The 15965-nt window shown below is 60.3% G+C and carries 22 protein-coding genes; 9 read left to right on the top strand and 13 right to left on the bottom strand.

Translation table 11 applies throughout. The features are described from left to right. Nucleotides 1-6 precede the first annotated feature (6 nt). A complete protein-coding gene (locus tag B5T_RS06520; protein WP_014993691.1) occupies nt 7-474 on the bottom strand; it encodes a MarR family winged helix-turn-helix transcriptional regulator in 468 nt (155 codons plus the stop codon). A 109-nt stretch (nt 475-583) separates the two neighbouring features. Here B5T_RS06520 and B5T_RS06515 point away from each other — a divergent pair, with 109 nt between their 5' ends. Both B5T_RS06515 and B5T_RS06510 read left to right on the top strand, forming a co-directional pair. Further along, on the top strand, nt 584-1030 hold the full coding sequence (locus B5T_RS06515; protein WP_014993690.1) for a GNAT family N-acetyltransferase: 447 nt from the start codon (nt 584-586) through the stop codon (nt 1028-1030). Continuing rightward, nucleotides 1027-1668 (top strand): FMN-dependent NADH-azoreductase, encoded by a 642-nt coding sequence (locus tag B5T_RS06510; RefSeq protein WP_014993689.1) that lies wholly within the window; start codon nt 1027-1029, stop codon nt 1666-1668. The genes B5T_RS06515 and B5T_RS06510 overlap by 4 nt, the downstream gene beginning before the upstream one ends. Before the next feature lie 88 nt (nt 1669-1756). Here B5T_RS06510 and B5T_RS06505 read toward each other — a convergent pair whose 3' ends face one another. After that, nucleotides 1757-2383 carry a class I SAM-dependent methyltransferase gene (locus B5T_RS06505; RefSeq protein WP_041717371.1) on the bottom strand — a complete coding sequence of 209 codons (627 nt, stop codon included), beginning with the start codon at nt 2381-2383 and terminating at the stop codon, nt 1757-1759. 211 nt (nt 2384-2594) lie between these two features. Here B5T_RS06505 and B5T_RS22990 point away from each other — a divergent pair, with 211 nt between their 5' ends. Further along, the gene (locus B5T_RS22990; RefSeq protein ID WP_014993687.1) at nt 2595-2990 is read left to right on the top strand and encodes a hypothetical protein; all 396 of its coding nucleotides are present in this window, start codon (nt 2595-2597) and stop codon (nt 2988-2990) included. Between the two features lie 263 nt (nt 2991-3253). Here the strand turns inward: B5T_RS22990 and B5T_RS06495 are convergent, their stop codons facing one another. From B5T_RS06495 to B5T_RS06465, 7 genes are all read right to left on the bottom strand, one after another. Then, on the bottom strand, nt 3254-3823 hold the full coding sequence (locus tag B5T_RS06495; protein ID WP_014993686.1) for a transglutaminase-like domain-containing protein: 570 nt from the start codon (nt 3821-3823) through the stop codon (nt 3254-3256). 51 nt (nt 3824-3874) lie between these two features. Then, nucleotides 3875-4240 (bottom strand): hypothetical protein, encoded by a 366-nt coding sequence (locus B5T_RS06490; RefSeq protein ID WP_014993685.1) that lies wholly within the window; start codon nt 4238-4240, stop codon nt 3875-3877. Between the two features lie 115 nt (nt 4241-4355). Continuing rightward, a complete protein-coding gene (gene azu / locus B5T_RS06485) occupies nt 4356-4811 on the bottom strand; it encodes an azurin (RefSeq protein ID WP_014993684.1) in 456 nt (151 codons plus the stop codon). Further along, the gene (locus B5T_RS06480) at nt 4808-5470 is read right to left on the bottom strand and encodes an SCO family protein (protein WP_014993683.1); all 663 of its coding nucleotides are present in this window, start codon (nt 5468-5470) and stop codon (nt 4808-4810) included. The genes azu and B5T_RS06480 overlap by 4 nt, the downstream gene beginning before the upstream one ends. Next, nucleotides 5467-6225, bottom strand: coding sequence for a formylglycine-generating enzyme family protein (locus tag B5T_RS06475; protein WP_014993682.1), 759 nt, complete (start codon nt 6223-6225; stop codon nt 5467-5469). The genes B5T_RS06480 and B5T_RS06475 overlap by 4 nt, the downstream gene beginning before the upstream one ends. A gap of 3 nt (nt 6226-6228) precedes the next feature. Beyond that, complete coding sequence (gene nirK, locus B5T_RS06470; protein WP_229682990.1) at nt 6229-7224, bottom strand: copper-containing nitrite reductase; 996 nt, start codon at nt 7222-7224, stop codon at nt 6229-6231. Nucleotides 7225-7486: 262 nt separating this feature from the next. Then, nucleotides 7487-8440 (bottom strand): GlxA family transcriptional regulator, encoded by a 954-nt coding sequence (locus B5T_RS06465; protein ID WP_014993679.1) that lies wholly within the window; start codon nt 8438-8440, stop codon nt 7487-7489. Between the two features lie 79 nt (nt 8441-8519). On the opposite strand from B5T_RS06465, the gene B5T_RS06460 reads away from it, so the two are divergent. Next, nucleotides 8520-9212: a DJ-1/PfpI family protein gene (locus tag B5T_RS06460; protein WP_014993678.1), complete on the top strand. Its 693-nt coding sequence runs from the start codon at nt 8520-8522 to the stop codon at nt 9210-9212. 10 nt (nt 9213-9222) lie between these two features. Here B5T_RS06460 and B5T_RS06455 read toward each other — a convergent pair whose 3' ends face one another. Further along, nucleotides 9223-10008 carry an AraC family transcriptional regulator gene (locus B5T_RS06455; protein ID WP_014993677.1) on the bottom strand — a complete coding sequence of 262 codons (786 nt, stop codon included), beginning with the start codon at nt 10006-10008 and terminating at the stop codon, nt 9223-9225. A gap of 160 nt (nt 10009-10168) precedes the next feature. On the opposite strand from B5T_RS06455, the gene B5T_RS06450 reads away from it, so the two are divergent. Beyond that, nucleotides 10169-10960, top strand: coding sequence for a sulfite exporter TauE/SafE family protein (locus B5T_RS06450; RefSeq protein ID WP_014993676.1), 792 nt, complete (start codon nt 10169-10171; stop codon nt 10958-10960). Between the two features lie 10 nt (nt 10961-10970). Here the strand turns inward: B5T_RS06450 and B5T_RS06445 are convergent, their stop codons facing one another. The 3 genes from B5T_RS06445 to B5T_RS06435 all read right to left on the bottom strand — a co-directional run bounded on the left by B5T_RS06445 (nt 10971) and on the right by B5T_RS06435 (nt 13070). Continuing rightward, nucleotides 10971-11507, bottom strand: coding sequence for a tellurite resistance TerB family protein (locus B5T_RS06445; protein WP_014993675.1), 537 nt, complete (start codon nt 11505-11507; stop codon nt 10971-10973). Between the two features lie 68 nt (nt 11508-11575). Further along, nucleotides 11576-12556: an aldo/keto reductase gene (locus B5T_RS06440; RefSeq protein ID WP_014993674.1), complete on the bottom strand. Its 981-nt coding sequence runs from the start codon at nt 12554-12556 to the stop codon at nt 11576-11578. Between the two features lie 118 nt (nt 12557-12674). After that, complete coding sequence (locus B5T_RS06435; protein WP_014993673.1) at nt 12675-13070, bottom strand: hypothetical protein; 396 nt, start codon at nt 13068-13070, stop codon at nt 12675-12677. A gap of 236 nt (nt 13071-13306) precedes the next feature. On the opposite strand from B5T_RS06435, the gene B5T_RS06430 reads away from it, so the two are divergent. The 4 genes from B5T_RS06430 to B5T_RS06415 all read left to right on the top strand — a co-directional run bounded on the left by B5T_RS06430 (nt 13307) and on the right by B5T_RS06415 (nt 15953). After that, the gene (locus B5T_RS06430) at nt 13307-14470 is read left to right on the top strand and encodes an aromatic ring-hydroxylating oxygenase subunit alpha (RefSeq protein WP_014993672.1); all 1164 of its coding nucleotides are present in this window, start codon (nt 13307-13309) and stop codon (nt 14468-14470) included. 65 nt (nt 14471-14535) lie between these two features. Next, on the top strand, nt 14536-15105 hold the full coding sequence (locus B5T_RS06425) for a DJ-1/PfpI family protein (RefSeq protein WP_014993671.1): 570 nt from the start codon (nt 14536-14538) through the stop codon (nt 15103-15105). Nucleotides 15106-15167: 62 nt separating this feature from the next. Continuing rightward, the gene (locus B5T_RS06420) at nt 15168-15548 is read left to right on the top strand and encodes a ribbon-helix-helix domain-containing protein (protein WP_014993670.1); all 381 of its coding nucleotides are present in this window, start codon (nt 15168-15170) and stop codon (nt 15546-15548) included. Nucleotides 15549-15575: 27 nt separating this feature from the next. Further along, nucleotides 15576-15953 (top strand): DUF427 domain-containing protein, encoded by a 378-nt coding sequence (locus B5T_RS06415; RefSeq protein ID WP_014993669.1) that lies wholly within the window; start codon nt 15576-15578, stop codon nt 15951-15953. Nucleotides 15954-15965 lie beyond the last annotated feature (12 nt).

Genomic DNA, 15965 nt, shown 5'->3' with positions numbered 1-15965 from the left:
GGGAGGTCAAGATTGGCCGTCGTCGGCAATGGCGACCAGCCAACGCCTGACGACCTTTTCCTCTTCGGCGCCGAGCCCTTTCATCAAAGCCTGTTCTACCTTATTCACCTTGGCTCTGCACTGTTTCAAAAGCCGCCGGCCTGATTCACTGGCTTCGATTCTCTGAATACGCCCATGTATCGGATGAGGCTGTCGCCGCACCAGACCACTCCGCTCAAGATTTTTGATGATCACGCTCACTGTCTGTGGAGTTAGCATGGCCAGCCGGGCCAGATCAGCGTTGGAAATCCCGGGATAGGCCTCCAGCATGGTAAGGGTCAGAAACTGGGGTAATGTGACCTCTTTGTCGGCAAGCGCTCTTTCCATTCGTAGTCTGTGGGCAGCGCTGGCCTGGCGTAGCAGATAGCCCAGGTACCCCTGCTCTCCCCGCTTTCCTTCCCCGATATCGGGCACATCCGGCGATGCCTTGCGCATATTATCAGTACTCTTATATGATGTCAGAGTACTGATAATATACGAACCCTTTCTCTATCGCCAGCAGCGGGCGGCAGTGAAGGCAATGAATATGAAGGGAGAGAGCCCGATGCATCCGTCCTACACCCTGCACACCCTGCAAGATGAGTCCGAGGTATCGCGGTGCTTTCCGCTTATGAAGCAGCTCAGACCCCATCTGTCCAGTCCAGCGGAATGGGTTTCCCGGTGGCGTACTCAGAGTGCGGAAGGCTACCGTTTGCTGGGGTTACAGCAGGAAGATCACTTCGTCGCCCTGGCCGGATATCGGGTCCAGAACAATCTGGTATACGGCCGATTTCTCTATGTGGATGACCTGGTTACCGATGAGCGGCACCGTAGCTGTGGGCTGGGCGAAAGATTAATGGCGGAAATAAAGTCGATAGGAGAAACGGAAGGTTGCGCAAAAGTGGTTCTGGACACGCCACTGAGCAATGTCCTGGGTCATCGCTTCTATTATCGTAACGGCCTGCTGGCTACCGCCCTGCGCTTCAATTTCATCTTGGAGAAGGCATCATGATCCGGATTCTGCATGTCTCGGCCAGCACCCGGGAGGCGTCATCCCGGAGCCGGATAGCCGCCGATATGGTATTGGCCAGGCTGCGTGAATCCCACCCGGATCAGAGTATCGTGGAGCGTGATCTGGCAGCCCGGCCGCTACCTCACCCGGATGTCGGCTTCGTGGAAGCCACCGCACTGCCCCCCAAAGCGCGTACGGAACAGCATGCGCACAGCCTGGCGTTGTCGGAGAACCTGATTCGTGAGCTGGAGCTCTCGGATCTGTTACTGATCTCCACTCCCATGCATAACTTTACTGTACCTTCCGTACTCAAAGCCTGGGTTGATCACGTGGTACGTCCATACCGAACATTCCAGTTGAGTCCCGAGGGCAAGATCGGTCTGCTTCGTCCCCAGCCTGTCCTGGTGATCAGCGCCTGTGGTGGCGGATTTATGGATGACATGCCAGGAGAAACACCTCGAACAACGGGAAAACAGAAGGATTTCCTGACCTCATATTTGCGCTACGTTCTGGCGGTCATCGGCCTGACCCAAGTGCAGGTATTGAGATTGGAACATCAGAATGCGCCCAGCGCCGGTGACATTACGGATGAAATCAACAGCTGGGCGGATCAGGTTCTGGATCAGTTGGAACTCTGATCGCTTTCCGGTCATCCCTTATCGGAGTGCCCAAAAGGCAAGGCAGCGAACGTCCGCGATGACTTTCCGTCTTTCCCCACACACTTCGCTACCAGCTTGGCTTTTTCCCGGTCGCTGTCATCATGCCCCAGAGCCAGTTGATTTTATAGCGCTCCGAAGCCACCGTCTGGAAGCCGGCGTCGCGCAGCAGATTCTCGCATTCAGCACTGCGATAGGTTTTGAAATGAGCGGGATCCGACCACTTCAGATACCAGTCACACAGACGGCAACCAAGGTAGTCATGGCACCAGTCGCTGATCACCAGCCGTCCGCCTGGCCGCAGCACCCGAAACATCTCCGCCAGGGCGGCGTCAGGATCACGGATATAATGAAACATGCTCAAGGAGACCACGATATCGAACTGTCCATCCTCGAACGGTAGCTGCTCCGCCCAGCCTTCCTTGAGGGTCACTTCCTCGCGCAAACGGTCACGCGCCCGCGCCAGCATCTGCGGCACCGGATCGATACCGGACAGCAGTCGTGGAGGATGGCGTTCAGCCAGCACCGCCAGCAGGGCACCGGTTCCGCATCCCACCTCCAGAACACGTTCCCCTCCATGCAGGGGCATCCGCGCCAGCGTCTCCTGGATCGTCCGGCGCAAATACCCGGACCAGCGCCGATCATAATCCGCGGCGAGACGGCCATAGGATTCCAGTACCGGCGGCTTTGATTTCATTTCGTTTCTCTTTTCACAGGAGGTTTCACGGCAGATCATCTTCCATTACGGATTTCACAAGCAATTCGCGCGCCAATAAAAAGTCAATAGGAAATGACCACTTTGTCTTGTAAGCCTTTTGCTCGAAGAATTCCGCCCTGGCTGATACCAAAGCTATGACAATATTATTACTCTCATGCGTTCTATCGCACTTTATTGGGAGATCACGGATATGGAAATCCGACACGCACTGGAAGTACTGCGGGACCTGGCGGAAGGTGTTGATCCGGTTACCGGGCAGCCTTTCCCGCAGCACTCGCCCTATATTCATCCGGACATTACCCGGGCCCTGTTTACCTGTATCCAGGACATTCGTTACCGCCGTTCCTCCGCCGTGACCCTGAGGGATAATCCGGCGACGGTCCCAGTAGTGAAGGGGCCGCATTATCTGAACCGGCCCTGGACGCCGGAGCAGAGCCGGCAATTGCGGGATGCTTTCCTGTCAGGGCTCTCAGTGGAAGCTCTGGCGCTATGCTTCTCCCGTTGCCCACCAATGGTCAGGAGTGAGCTGCAACGTCAGGGGCTGGTTCCCGGGGGGGATGATGAGAGCGCAACATCTTCCCGGTGAACCCCCGTAAGGACCACCGCTGCCCCACAATTTCGAAACGACCTATCTCGCCCGACAGCTTCCCACGGAAGGGACTACGAAGTCGCTGTAGGAGCTTGCCTTGCAAGCGAAGGCTTCCTGAGCCCAAGGATTCGCTTGCAAGGCAAGCTCCTACAGCGGCCTTGTAGCCATCTTTGAATTCATGTCTGCAGCGCCTGCCGATATAACCCTGGCAGGAATTCAAATACCGACCCTCTTCATACAGAAATGGGCCGCGATACTGCTTACTCCCAGTCCGGCAAATGCTTCAAGAGCACTTGAGCATCGTCGTACGCGTTCAGCGCCGCCACCACTTCCGGCAGCGGATCGGGGTAATAGCCGGGCAGATCCCGCTCACCCGGCAGATCAAGAGGGAACGCCAGGCGCTCCACCGGCGGTTCGAAGCGGGCATCGACACCCGGCCGATTACCACGGGCATCTATCCGATACCAACCGTGCTCCGGCAGGAACACTGCGTTGAGTCCGTGCAGACAATACGGAGCACCATCGTCATTGACGCTCAGACGCTGGTAGCAAAGGGCGGCGGGCAAGCCATTCGCCCTCAACAGTGCCGCCAGCAAGTGGCTCTTGGCGTAACAGAAGCCGCTGCGTTCGCGCAGCACTTGTGATGCCGAGCAGGTCACCGGGGAGAGTTGATAATCGATGGAATGGCGAATCTCATCACGCACCCAGAGAAAACACCGTTCCGCTATCCCCACGGGATTATCCTCCTGCCGCGACAACTCATCGGCCAAAGCCCGAACATCCGGATGGTGCCAATCCACTACCTCGGTCGAAGCCAAAAACGTTTCCATACCCTTCCTATCTCTCCAAAATGGACATCACCCGTACGAACGAGAACCCTATCAATGCACTCTTTCGACAAAATGCTGGCCCACGCCAATCATGGCCCCCAAAACCAGCAGGCATAGGGCATATCGCCCCACCCTGCGGCCTTGCGCCTTACCTTCTTCAGACACGGAGGGAGGCGGCTCGGTCTTGTTACCGAAGATACGGACCAATAACCGATATGGAAGCAAGAGAATCGCGGCCACGCCCGCTTCCATCAATCCAGCCAGCGTCGCCAGGACCAGGAATCCTATCAGGACTTTTATACCGCCCATCAGAGCGAGGGTCGCTAACAGATACCCGACTCCCAGAAACAACAAGCCGACCCCGAGCAGCGTCAACAAGCCGGCTCCGTCCATTATTTTCTCGAAGAGCGGTTTCATCCCTGATCACCTCTTTCACCGCCTGTTTGAAGGCCCTGCTTGAAGGCGCGGCGCCGGCAGTGTGGAAGACTTCCGGACAGGGTATCAGCATTCGACTTGAATTCCAGGGTAACGGTTAGTTCACCACCAGTTTCCCTTTCATCATCGTCCAATGGCCGGGGAAGCTGCAGAAGAAGGTATAGTCCTCTGCCGCTCTCAAACGATTCCCGGTAATGGTCAGCGAGGTGGATTGCCCACCCCCGATCATGTCACTGGCGCCGATGACGCGGTCATCGTCAGCCGGCACATAACCGTTCTCCGGCCCGGCCTTCATTCCGGCTTTCGCCACGTCCTTGAAGTCTCCGGTCAGCGTCACCACCACGTTGTGGCCCATGACGTTCGCGCCGAGCTTGCCGCTGTGCACCAATTCAATGGTCACGGCTTCACATTGGGAGGACACCGTGATCTCGGATTGGTCAAAGCGCATATTGTCGTCGCCATGCAGGGTAACCTGGCAGTTATCGGCGGCCTGTGCCAGAGAGGACAGCCCCCAGATCAGCAAGCCGACAGTAGTGTAAAAAGCAGTGTTCATCGGTGATCTCCTTGAGCTTGAGAGTGATGGGATGCCATGACCGCCTCGACCTCACGGACGAAGGCCGGATCCGGGACGCCGGCCATTTTCTCGGTACGTGCCACGATGCGGCCATCGGCGTCCAACAGCAGCCAGGCATTGGTGTGATCAAAGCCGCCGTCGTCACGTTGACGGAAGCGGATATCCAGCAGCGCGGCTATGGTTCGCTCCTGGTGATCCCGGGGCCGCAAAAAGGTCGCCCGTTGCGGCGACAGACGATAACGGGTCATGGTTTCCGCCAGCACTTCAGGCGTGTCATGGTCCGGATCCATGGAAATGATCAGTAGCCGGGGAGCCGCCGCCCCCTCTTCCAGGAGCCGCTGTTGCACGCTCATGCCCTGGTGAATGATCAGCGGACAGCTCATTCGGCAGCGGGTGTACACCATCGAAACAAGGCGGGGTTCTCCACGCAGATCACGCCACTGCAATGCCTTCCCTAGCTCATTTTCCAACGTCGCAGACAGTGCGTAGACGGAGTCGCCGGGCAGACTTTGCTCGCCACGCACCGCCTGAGGTATCAGCATCGTCAACACCAGCAAGGGCAACAGCACACTCAGGAAGTCCCAGGGTCTGCTCACAGCGGAGCGGGATTGCGTATTTTCTTCACGATTCGCTTTCATGGTAGCTCCTTGGCACAACGAAAGCCGAGGTTGAATAAGGTGGTCCGGGCGGACAGTGCCGACAGCAAGGCCACTCGTTTGATCACCGCATAATCACGGCGATCGGAGAAGGCCAGCGCACTGCCACCGCAGTACCGTAGCGGGCTTTCGGTATCGACGTTGCGGTTATCGGCGGCGGCCATCATGCCGGCGTGGTCCCAGGGCCATTCCCAGACCAGCCCATGAAGGTCATGCACGCCATACACATTTGGCTCGCTCTCTCCGGCGGCACGGTGAGCCCCGGGGGTGCCCACGGTCAGGATCCGGCGGCGGCGATCGGCATCATCACGGGCATCCGTCTGGTGGGCATCGGCGGCGGCAGCGAATTCCCACTCCAGCCAGGTCGGCAACCGCGCGCCCCGGGCACGGCAGTAGGCGTCCGCGGCGAACCAGCTCACCCGGGTCACCGGGAAATTCAGAGTGCCGGGGTGTGGAGCCAGCGGACTTTCCCAGTGAGACAGGTAGCCGGCGTCGGCGAACAGACCGGGAATCCGGTCCCGGCGCCATTGCGGGTGCGTCTCGACAAAAGCCAGAAATTCCACTTCACGCACCGGTTTTGACATCAGCTGATACCCGGCGACGACGCCCTTATCACCGCCGTTGCCAAACCGTAAACTGGAGTGGAAGGGGCCGCCGGGCAATGGCACGTACTCGTTCGCCAGCACCGCCGTGCTCAGTACACACAGCAACGGAATCCAGCTCCCCTTCCCTTTCATCCTCTATCTCCCACCCTCGGCTTCAGGGTATTCCCCACTGAACTGCTGGCCGGTGTAGATCTCCGGTTTCATCTCTCCGTCCACACTGAGAATGCCCAGCGCGCCTTTGTTGAAAGTGCGGAAGATACTGTGATCGACCAGAATGAAGTTACCCGGGACCTCGGTGGTGAACTCGACCATGGCGGCTCCCCCCGCCGGGATCAGCGTGGTTTGCACGTTCTCCTGATACTTGCTGCCCCCTTCGTAGAAGACGCGATCGAAGATCTCGCCAATCACGTGGAAACTGGATACCAGGTTGGGGCCACCGTTGCCGACAAACAGACGGACCTTATCCCCGGCGTTGGCGGTCAGCGCCCCTTCCCCGGTCAACGCCCCTTCGCTGCCATTGAAGACCACGTAGGTGGGGTGCTCGTCCACCGCCTTTTCCAGACTGAACGGTTGCAGACCCGGTGCGCCATGGTCGCCCTCGGTGTAGAAGTCGCCTTGCATGACGTAGTACTCACGATCCACCGGTGGCAATCCCTCCTCCGGCTCCACCAGAATCAGGCCGTACATACCGTTGGCGATATGCATTCCCACCGGCGCCATGGCGCAGTGATAGACGTACAGACCGGGGTTCAGGGCTTGGAAGGTGAACTGCGTTTTGTGGCCCGGCAGGGTGAAGGTGGCTTCCGCGCCACCGCCAGTTCCGGTGACCGCGTGCAGATCAATGTTGTGCGCCACATGGGAGTCATGGCGGTTCTTGAGGTGGAACTCAACGGTGTCACCCTCACGGATCCGGATGAAGCTGCCGGGCACCGTGCCGCCGAAGGTCCAGAACTCGTAGGTAACGCCATCGGAAAGGCGCATTTCCTGTTCCACCATTTCCAGGTCCACCACCACCTTGGCGGGACCTTTGCGGGAAATCGGTGGTGGCACCAGCGGCGGTGCCGTTAATTGAGCCTGCTCCACCGGAAGCGGTGCTTCGGCTGTTGCCTTGCCGGTTGTGCACCCATTCAAGAGAAGTGCCAGAGCGATCCCCCCGGCGAGCTGCTTCAGTACGGTATGTGATGTTAATCCAGATTTCATGGCCGACCCTCACTTTGGTTATCGGGCTCTACGTCGCGGTCTGGATTAAATATGCATTTAAAATGAATCTTTATGTTTTGACCGGTATCAATGAGTGAACCGCACCAACACATGGCGGTGACAAACCGGAATGATCAGTGATCTGAATCAATAATGATGGCGGTGGAACACGAAGGAGGAGGGAGCAGGATCCTCAGCGTCGAGTGTCCCGGCGGGCCTGGCGCCGCAGCGCCTGCGGAGGATGCCCGAACCGGCGAACGAAGGCGCGGCGCATTCGTTCCGGATCATTGAATCCGAACATGGCGGCAATCCGCTCGATGGGCTCGTGGCCGGCTTCCACCCGGTGCCGGGCCGCTTCCACCCGCAGCCGTTCCACTGCCCGCGCCGGGGTCTCCCCGGTTTCGGCACGGAACAACCGGCTGAACTGGCGCGTTCCCAAACAAGCCGCCTCGGCCAGACGTTCCACCGGCAACGGTTCATGCAGATGGGCACGGGCAAAGTCCAGCGCCATGCGAACGCGATCGGATTCAGGCTCCAGCGCCAGCGCCTCGGAAAACTGCGACTGATCTCCGGAGCGCCGTTGCTGTACCACCAGCTCCCGGGCGGCCGCGCGCGACAATTCCAACCCCAGATCCTGCTCGATCATGGCCAGCGCCAGATCGATACCGGCGGTGATGCCCGCGGAAGTCCAGATATGGCCATCACGGATGTAGATGCGGTCACCTTCCACCTTCAATGCCGGATAGTGCCGTTGCAGTTGAGCGGCATAACGCCAATGCGTGGTCACGCGGCGCCCGTCCAAAAGTCCCACCGCCGCCAGGATCACCGCACCGGTACAGACACTGGCGACCCGGTTGGCTCGCCGCGCCAGACGCCGGACAGTGTCCCGTTCTTCGCGCTGTTCGGCTAACCGGTGAGCCCCCCTGCCACCGACCACAATCAGCGTATCCAGCATCGCACGACCGGGTTTGAGGGTGTCTATGGTGATACCGGCGGTGCTGCGCACGCCGCCGCCCTGGCGGGAAAGCACGCGTAGATCGTAGGCCTGCTCCGGGGCCAGCTGATCCAGCCTCTGAAAGGCCGCCAGCGGGCCGCTGAGATCCAGCAACTGGAAGTCGGGGAACACATAGAAGGCAATTCGATGCATGACGGAAATCGAGGGAAACTGGTCATTGGCGCCACCACCTTGCTCCCCTAATCTGAAGGCGTCAAGCAGGAGACCCACCATGACGCAAACTTTGAATATCGTGTTCGCCGTTTACGATGATGTCACCCATCTGGATTTCACCGGCCCGCATATGTTCTTCGCGCGGCTGCCGGGTGCCCGGATCCAGGTGGCTTCTCTGCACGGTGATCCGGTGCACGCCGACGGTCTGGTATTCGCCGAGCTGGCGGCACTCACCGATATCCCCCACTGTGATGTGCTGTGTGTACCCGGCGGCCTGGGCTGCGTGGCGGTGATGGAGGACCCGGCCTATCTGTCGGAACTCAAACGGTTGGCCGCCAGTGCCCGTTATCTGACCTCTGTGTGCACCGGCTCCCTGATTCTCGGCGCCGCCGGCCTGCTGGAAGGCAAGCGGGCCGCCTGCCATTGGGCCTGGCGGGATATGCTCGGTGAACTCGGCGCCATCGCCGATCCGGAACGAGTGGTGCGCGACGGCAATCTGATCACCGGTGGCGGGGTGACCGCGGGTATTGATTTCGCGCTCACCGTGATCGAGGAACTGGCCGGCGCCGATGTCGCCCAGGCAATTCAGCTCGGACTGGAGTACGCGCCACAGCCCCCCTTCAACGCGGGCCGCCCGGAAACCGCGCCGGCGCCGATACTGGATAAAGTCAATGACGCCATGGCCGCGGCCATGCCGGCACGCTGGGAAGCCACCCGCCGGGCGGCGCGGCGTCTATCGCAAGACAACTGAGGCGACCACCTCAATCCAGGCGATGCCGTGGGCGGTCGGGGCGGTAATGGGAGGGCGGCTGGCCGAGCCGCCGCCGAAACATGGTGGAGAACGACGCCGGGCTGTCGTAGCCGTATTCAAGGGCAATGCGGGTGATCGATTCCCCTGCGGTCAAACGCTCCAGCGCCAGCACCACGCAAGCCTGCTGTTTCCAACGCAGAAACGACAGGCCGGTTTGCTGTTTGAACAGGCGGCTGAAAGTGCGTTCGCTCATGGCCAGACGCGGCAGCCAGTGTTCGATACGAGCGTGAATATCCGGCTCATCCAGGAACGCGCGGCAGACCTTCTGCAAGCGCTCATCCTCGGGCAACGGAATATGGAACGGCAAAGACGACAGCCGCGCCAGCTCATGGAAAACCAGACCCGCCAAGGTGCCGTCCCTGCCATCCAGGTCATACAACAAAGGTAACTGTACCGCTTCCGCCAACAGCTGACGCAGCAACGGCGACACTTTCACCACCTGGCACATCGGCGGCGGTCTGATCACCGCGTCGGGTTCCAGATAAAGGCTGTGCGTGCTCACCCCCAGCATGCGCACTTGATGCGCTTCCTCGGCCGGGATCCACACCGCCTGCCCGGGCGGCACCACCCAGTTCCCCGCCCCCGTGGCAACGTGCATCACACCCGTAGCGCCGTAGAGCAATTGCACCCGGCGATGGCGGTGCCAGGGCAACACCTGCCCATCGGCATAATCGGTGCGGATCGCCACCAAGGGGCGCGGCGTATCGTCAATGTCGTCGATAGGGATGTTTCGCATCGCCCTCTTCCAAGCCTCTGTGCCCAGGCCGCTATGCCCATCCTGCCTCACCCTGGCCGAAACACGATCAGGGTTGGCCGGATCGATGATACCGGCTCGGCAGCAGCGACGTATGCTTTCGACTCCGAAAACAATCCAGGCACAATGGGACCCGACTATCATGGACTACATTATCGTCATTGCCGTGGCCGGCTTCGCCACCGGCATCACCACTTTGCTGTTCGGCTTCGGCGGCGGCTTTGTGGTGGTCCCCTTCGTCTATCATTTCGTCAACGCCACCAGCGTTGGCGACGGCAATGGCATGCGCGTGGCCGTGGCCACGTCCACGGCGGTGATGATCCTGAACGCCGGCTATGCCACTTACACCAATTGGCGCCGGGGATATCTGCTTAGAGAGGCCCTGACCCCACTCCTTCTTCCCATCGGCATGGGCGCCGTGCTGGGTGCCGGCCTGGCCGATCTTCTCGACGATTCGATATTACGCATACTGTTCAGTGTTTATCTGGCGGGGACGCTGCTGGATGGCCTGCTGCGCAAGGGGTTCCTGGGTAAATCCAAGCCCCGCCGGATAGGCCTCACGACCCGCTGGGTCGGCGGCCCGCTGATCGGCGCCATCTCCACGCTGCTTGGCGTTGGCGGTAGTGTCATGACGGTTCCGCTGTTACGCCGGCATGGCCATGACATGAAGTACTGCGTCAGCACCGCCAACCCGTTATCAATGCCGGTGGCCATCGTCGGCACGGTGATGTACGCGTGGCTGGGACAAGACCAGTCGCTTGGTGCGGAATATCTGGGATACGTCAACACCAGGGTTCTGGGTGCCCTGGTGATCGCGGGCGTCGCCGGGATGCTGTTCGCGAGACACTGCATCCCGGCGATTAATGACCGGCTGCACGCCCGGGCCTACCTGCTGCTTCTACTGTTGATGCTGCTCGTCAGTCTGTGGCCGTAACCCGTGAAGACTACTGCCATTGCCCCTTTTTCGCGGGGGCCGGCTGAAGTAGCGGCGCCAGCTGTTCGAGCAGATCCCGTTGCCGCTGCGACGGGTTCCCCTCCACCCGGGTGATCCGTTCCACCAGGTTCAGTGCCGACTCGGCCTGCTCCGGCGAAAACCGGTCAAGACAGGGCCGCACCACCGCCGCCAGGTTATCCCGGATTTCCTCGCCCTTACCAAACAAATGCACGCACGCGGTCAACAGATCCGAGGCCTCGGCCTCGGACAGGTGGAAGGTCTCCCGGAACAGCGTCAACAGGGTTCGCTTTTCCTCACCGCTCATGTCGCCATCCAGTTTAGCGGCGGCGGTCATTAACAACGCCGTCACTTCCAGGGGACTTTCCAGAGCATAAATCGGGTTGCCCTGGCTGCGACCGCGCCACTGGCGGCGACGGCGCCAGGCCCAGGGATTCAGTCCGCCCAGATCGATCCCCATCTCCGCCAGGCGATAAAGCAGCCACAGAATCGTGACCAGCGTCCCCAGCAAACCCAATACAATATGCATGCCCGTACCTCCCTGTCTCCATGATGTCATCGGCGCCGCTGATTATAACGGGGTTTTGCCCATCAGGCTCAGCTGAACCCCACCACATCATGAGGGATGTACGCCTGCTCCAAGGCAGCGATCTCTTCCCTGGACAGCTCCAGGGACAAAGCACTGACCGCATCCTCCAATTGCGCCGGCTTGCTGGCACCGACAATCGGCGCGGTCACCGGAGATTGATGCAGCAGCCAGGCCAGCGCCACCTGCGCGCGCGGTACGCCGCGGGCCATGGCCACCTCGCCCACTGCCTCGATCACGCGGCGGTCCGCTTCCGCCATTTGCACGTAGAGCCCCTTGCCAAACTCATCGGTACGCTGCCGATCGCTGTCCTGATCCGGCTCGCGCGCCAGACGCCCTCGCGCCAGCGGGCTCCACGGCAGCACGCCGATGCCCTGGTCGGCGCAAAACGGCAGCATTTCCCGCTCTTCCTCGCGGTACAGAAGGTTGAGGTGGTTTTGCATGCTGACGAACTCGGTCCAGCCGTGCTGACGCGAGGTAAACACCGCCTTGGCGAACTGCCAGACATACATGGACGACGCGCCGATGTAGCGGGCCTTGCCGGCTTTCACCACATCGTGCAGCGCTTCCATGGTTTCCTCGATGGGGGTGTGATAATCCCAGCGATGGATCTGATACAGATCCACATAATCGGTGCCCAGCCGTCTCAGACTATTGTCGATTTCCCGCATGATCGCCTTGCGGGACAGACCGCCGCCATTGGCATCGCCGGACATCGGCATGAACACCTTGGTGGCCAGCACGATCTCGTCGCGGCGGGTAAAATCACGAAGGGCGCGCCCGACGATTTCCTCCGAGGTGCCGTCGGAATAGGCGTTGGCGGTATCGAAAAAATTGATGCCCGCCTCCAGCGCCTGACGAATCAGCGGCCGGCTGCGTTCCTCATCCAGGGTCCAGGCATGCTTGCCACGATCAGGAATACCGTAGGTCATGCACCCCAGGCAAAGCCGGGATACCTTCAGGCCGGTACGGCCCAGTCGAGTGTATTTCATCTCTGCTCTCCCCGTTTTGCCACGGCCATTCGCTGTCCTCCGCAAGAGACGAATGGCCGTGGCCAATGCGATTTTCGCACTGTATACCCAAACGCGGAAACAGACACCTCCGCTGGCGCTAGCGGGACGCCATCTCCGCTTGCCGCTGATCCGGTTCAATCAGCCCCTGGCGAAGTAATTCGGACAAGATCGCTCCTCGGGTGCGCTCGAAGCGGCCGGTCAAATCCGCGATGCTCGCGCCATCACGAAACTGATTCGCCAGTTCCTCCCGCAACGTCTCCGTCCACGGCAGCCCGGCATTTCTGGGGCGACCGAGTTTAATGTTCTCCTTTTGCCGATCCTCCAGACTCAGCGGCGCCCGCTTGGGCATCCGCACGGCTTTCAGCAACGTAAACAGGGAACGAATAACGGCAGGTTCATTGTACAAATGCTCTTCCGGCAGAACTTCACCGGTTACGGGATGTACGCCATTGGCCAGGGCCGAGACAACCCGACGGGCCTCTTCAATATCCATATCGAAGCACTCCTTTTTGTGTATAGATAGTTACGTATAGATAACTGTGTATGGATTCCCTTGGAGTCTATTCACAGTTAACAGGCCGGCACCCCATTTATCCGCCAGCCCGCTTCAAGTATCCCCGGGTACTCCAGGCATGGCTGTGACGGGGTTCATGGGAATGATTGACTCTCCAGAGAGGCTGCGGCACCCTCAACCAGATTGTTACTGAAAAACTCACCAGAAGAATAATCATGAAACAAAGCACCCGGTGCGATCTGTACGACCGCGCGCTCGCCGCCCTGACCGGAGAGCGTCCCGAAGGCAATGAGCAGGCCAGTTCGGTCCCGGTTTCCCGCTATCTGTCCGAGCCCCATTTCGAACAGGAGAGGGACCTGTTTCTTCGCCGCCCGATTCCGGTGGCGGCCGCATCCGAGCTGGCGACGGCCGGTGACTGGTTGTCCCTGGATTGCTATGACACCCCGTTGTTGCTGGTACGCCAACCCGACGGTACGGTGCGAGCCTTCCTTAACGTTTGCCGTCATCGTGGAGCGCGCGTGGTGCCCGCCGGGCGCGGTCACGGTGCTCGAGCTTTCGTTTGCCCTTATCACGCCTGGACCTACAAGCCGGACGGCGGCCTCAAAGGACTGCCGCAGGACTTCGGTTTTCCTTGCCTGGACCGATCACGCTCGGGTCTGCGCTGGCTGGCGGTGAGCGAACGCGCCGGTATGATCTGGCTGATTCTGGATCCGGATCAGGCCGATCAGGATATCGACACGCACCTCGATCCCTTAATGACGGAGCTGGAAACCCAGGACCTGGCACATCCCCAGGGCTTCGCCTCCCGTTCCTACCTGGTGAAGGCAAACTGGAAATTGCTGGTGGACGGCTCCTTCGAGGCGTATCACTTCAAAGTCGCCCATCGCAATACCATCGCCCACCTGTTCACCGACAACCTTCAGATCATCGACGAGTTCGATCTGCATCGTCGCCTGTTCCTGCTCAAGGCCAATTTCGATCCGGTCTCGCCGCCACCTCGCGACCGGTTCCAGCCACGGGACTATGGCAACATCATCTACTATTTCTTTCCCAACACCACCTTCCTGGTGCAACCGGACCACACCCAGTTCAGTACCCTCGAACCCCTGGCTCCCGGCCTCACCCGGGTTCATGAGACCACGCTTCTGCCGCAAGCCCCGGACAGCGACAAAGCACGGAGCTACTGGCAGGCCAACGTGGATTTGTACCGCCGCACCCTGGCGGAAGACTACGATCTGGCCGAGTCGATCCAGAGCGGGCTCGCCAGCGGTGCGAATGAAGCGCTGACGTTCGCTACCTTCGAATACAGCGCCCCGCTCTTTCACCGCCAACTGCAACAGCTTCTCGAACAGCGCCAGCCCCACGTAGTAACGGTGTAATACCTCTCAGCGATCGGCCCCTGCTAACTTTCCCGAGTCCATACCAACAACAGCGGGAGGCCGACATGGGCGCCAAGACGATTCTGATGATTACCGGTGACTTCACCGAGGACTACGAAACCATGGTGCCGTTCCAGGCGCTGCAGGCCGTCGGCCACACCGTCCATGCGGTGTGCCCGGACAAAAAGGCGGGCGATACCGTGGCCACCGCCATCCACGATTTCGAAGGGGATCAGACTTACACCGAGAAGCCGGGGCACCGTTTTGCCCTGAACGCCGACTTCGACGGTATCGACCCCGCCCGCTACGACGCCCTGGTGGTGCCCGGTGGCCGGGCGCCGGAATACCTGCGCCTGAACACCGATGTGCAAAACCTGGTACGGCACTTTTTTGACACCAACAAGCCGGTGGCCGCCATCTGCCATGGCGCACAGCTGCTCGCCGCCGCCGGGGTGCTGGAAGGCCGCACCTGCTCCGCCTACCCGGCTTGTCAGCCGGAGGTGGAATTGGCCGGAGGTACCTATGCCGGCATCGACGTTGACGATGCGGTAACCGATGGTAATCTGGTAACAGCACCGGCTTGGCCGGCCCACCCGGCCTGGCTGGCCCAGTTCTTCAAGCTGCTCGATCAATAACCGGGCCAGTGCGGGTGTCCCGGCCCTGACCGCGGGTTCAGGGACACCCGTAGGATCTCATCATGTGCAAGCTGTTTATTAACGCCGACTCGCAACTCTGGGTCAGCCGTACCCACTCCCTTCGCATCGACGGCATGGTCACCAGTGTGCGCATTGAAAACGCGTTCTGGCGCGTGCTTGAGGAAGTGGCGGAGCGGGACGGCATGAATCTGCCGCAGATGATCACCCGGCTCTATCATGAGTCTATTGACGCCGGCCATGATCTCGGAAATTTCACGTCCTTCCTGCGTGTCTGCGCCATGCGCTACCTGGCCCTGCAATTAAGTGGCGACATCCCCGCCGACACCCGGGTGGCAATCGCATCCCTGGACGCGGAAGGCATTCTGGCGCGCGAGCCCGCCAGCGGCAAACCTCACGGCAGGGCTGGCAAAACCACCCACTAACCCTTTCGTCCTGCGGGAGTCATCCTCATGAGCGACCGCCCGATCAAACAGCCCGGTCCCGATCATCCGATTGATATCCACCCCACACCAGGGCGCGTGGTGGTGATCGCCGACGGTGCCATCGTCGCCGACAGCCGCGCGACACTGACAGTGAGCGAGGCCGGTCTGCCGGATGTGTATTACATTCCCCGCGCCGATACCGACCTGTCGTTGCTGACACCGACACCACTGAAAACCTACTGTCCGTACAAAGGCGAGGCGAGTTACTTCAGTCTGCCCGGAGAGCAGGGTGAGAACGCCGTGTGGAGTTACCCGAAGCCTTTCCCCGCGGTGGCACAAATCAAGGAATACCTGGCGTTCTATCCGGAGCGGGTGGAGGACATCCGGATTCTACCCGAAGCCTGAAGCGGCATACCC

The organism is Alloalcanivorax dieselolei B5, assembly GCF_000300005.1.
GTDB classification, from domain to species: Bacteria; Pseudomonadota; Gammaproteobacteria; order Pseudomonadales; family Alcanivoracaceae; genus Alloalcanivorax; species Alloalcanivorax dieselolei.
This window is presented reverse-complemented; position numbering and strand designations above follow the sequence as displayed.

Bases quoted from the DNA above. Each gene is read 5' to 3' on its own strand.
- B5T_RS06420 (WP_014993670.1), top strand. From the start codon at position 15,168: ATGTGCAAGCTGTTTATTAACGCCGACTCGCAACTCTGGGTCAGCCGT.
- B5T_RS06520 (WP_014993691.1), bottom strand. From the start codon at position 474: ATGCGCAAGGCATCGCCGGATGTGCCCGATATCGGGGAAGGAAAGCGG.
- B5T_RS06515 (WP_014993690.1), top strand. From the start codon at position 584: ATGCATCCGTCCTACACCCTGCACACCCTGCAAGATGAGTCCGAGGTA.
- B5T_RS06455 (WP_014993677.1), bottom strand. From the start codon at position 10,008: ATGCGAAACATCCCTATCGACGACATTGACGATACGCCGCGCCCCTTG.
- azu (WP_014993684.1), bottom strand. From the start codon at position 4,811: ATGAACACTGCTTTTTACACTACTGTCGGCTTGCTGATCTGGGGGCTG.
- B5T_RS06480 (WP_014993683.1), bottom strand. From the start codon at position 5,470: ATGAAAGCGAATCGTGAAGAAAATACGCAATCCCGCTCCGCTGTGAGC.
- B5T_RS06510 (WP_014993689.1), top strand. From the start codon at position 1,027: ATGATCCGGATTCTGCATGTCTCGGCCAGCACCCGGGAGGCGTCATCC.
- B5T_RS06445 (WP_014993675.1), bottom strand. From the start codon at position 11,507: ATGCATATTGTATTGGGTTTGCTGGGGACGCTGGTCACGATTCTGTGG.
- B5T_RS06475 (WP_014993682.1), bottom strand. From the start codon at position 6,225: ATGAAAGGGAAGGGGAGCTGGATTCCGTTGCTGTGTGTACTGAGCACG.
- B5T_RS06460 (WP_014993678.1), top strand. From the start codon at position 8,520: ATGACGCAAACTTTGAATATCGTGTTCGCCGTTTACGATGATGTCACC.
- B5T_RS06440 (WP_014993674.1), bottom strand. From the start codon at position 12,556: ATGAAATACACTCGACTGGGCCGTACCGGCCTGAAGGTATCCCGGCTT.
- B5T_RS22990 (WP_014993687.1), top strand. From the start codon at position 2,595: ATGGAAATCCGACACGCACTGGAAGTACTGCGGGACCTGGCGGAAGGT.
- B5T_RS06415 (WP_014993669.1), top strand. From the start codon at position 15,576: ATGAGCGACCGCCCGATCAAACAGCCCGGTCCCGATCATCCGATTGAT.
- B5T_RS06505 (WP_041717371.1), bottom strand. From the start codon at position 2,383: ATGAAATCAAAGCCGCCGGTACTGGAATCCTATGGCCGTCTCGCCGCG.
- B5T_RS06435 (WP_014993673.1), bottom strand. From the start codon at position 13,070: ATGGATATTGAAGAGGCCCGTCGGGTTGTCTCGGCCCTGGCCAATGGC.
- B5T_RS06425 (WP_014993671.1), top strand. From the start codon at position 14,536: ATGGGCGCCAAGACGATTCTGATGATTACCGGTGACTTCACCGAGGAC.
- B5T_RS06465 (WP_014993679.1), bottom strand. From the start codon at position 8,440: ATGCATCGAATTGCCTTCTATGTGTTCCCCGACTTCCAGTTGCTGGAT.
- B5T_RS06495 (WP_014993686.1), bottom strand. From the start codon at position 3,823: ATGGAAACGTTTTTGGCTTCGACCGAGGTAGTGGATTGGCACCATCCG.
- B5T_RS06430 (WP_014993672.1), top strand. From the start codon at position 13,307: ATGAAACAAAGCACCCGGTGCGATCTGTACGACCGCGCGCTCGCCGCC.
- B5T_RS06490 (WP_014993685.1), bottom strand. From the start codon at position 4,240: ATGAAACCGCTCTTCGAGAAAATAATGGACGGAGCCGGCTTGTTGACG.
- B5T_RS06450 (WP_014993676.1), top strand. From the start codon at position 10,169: ATGGACTACATTATCGTCATTGCCGTGGCCGGCTTCGCCACCGGCATC.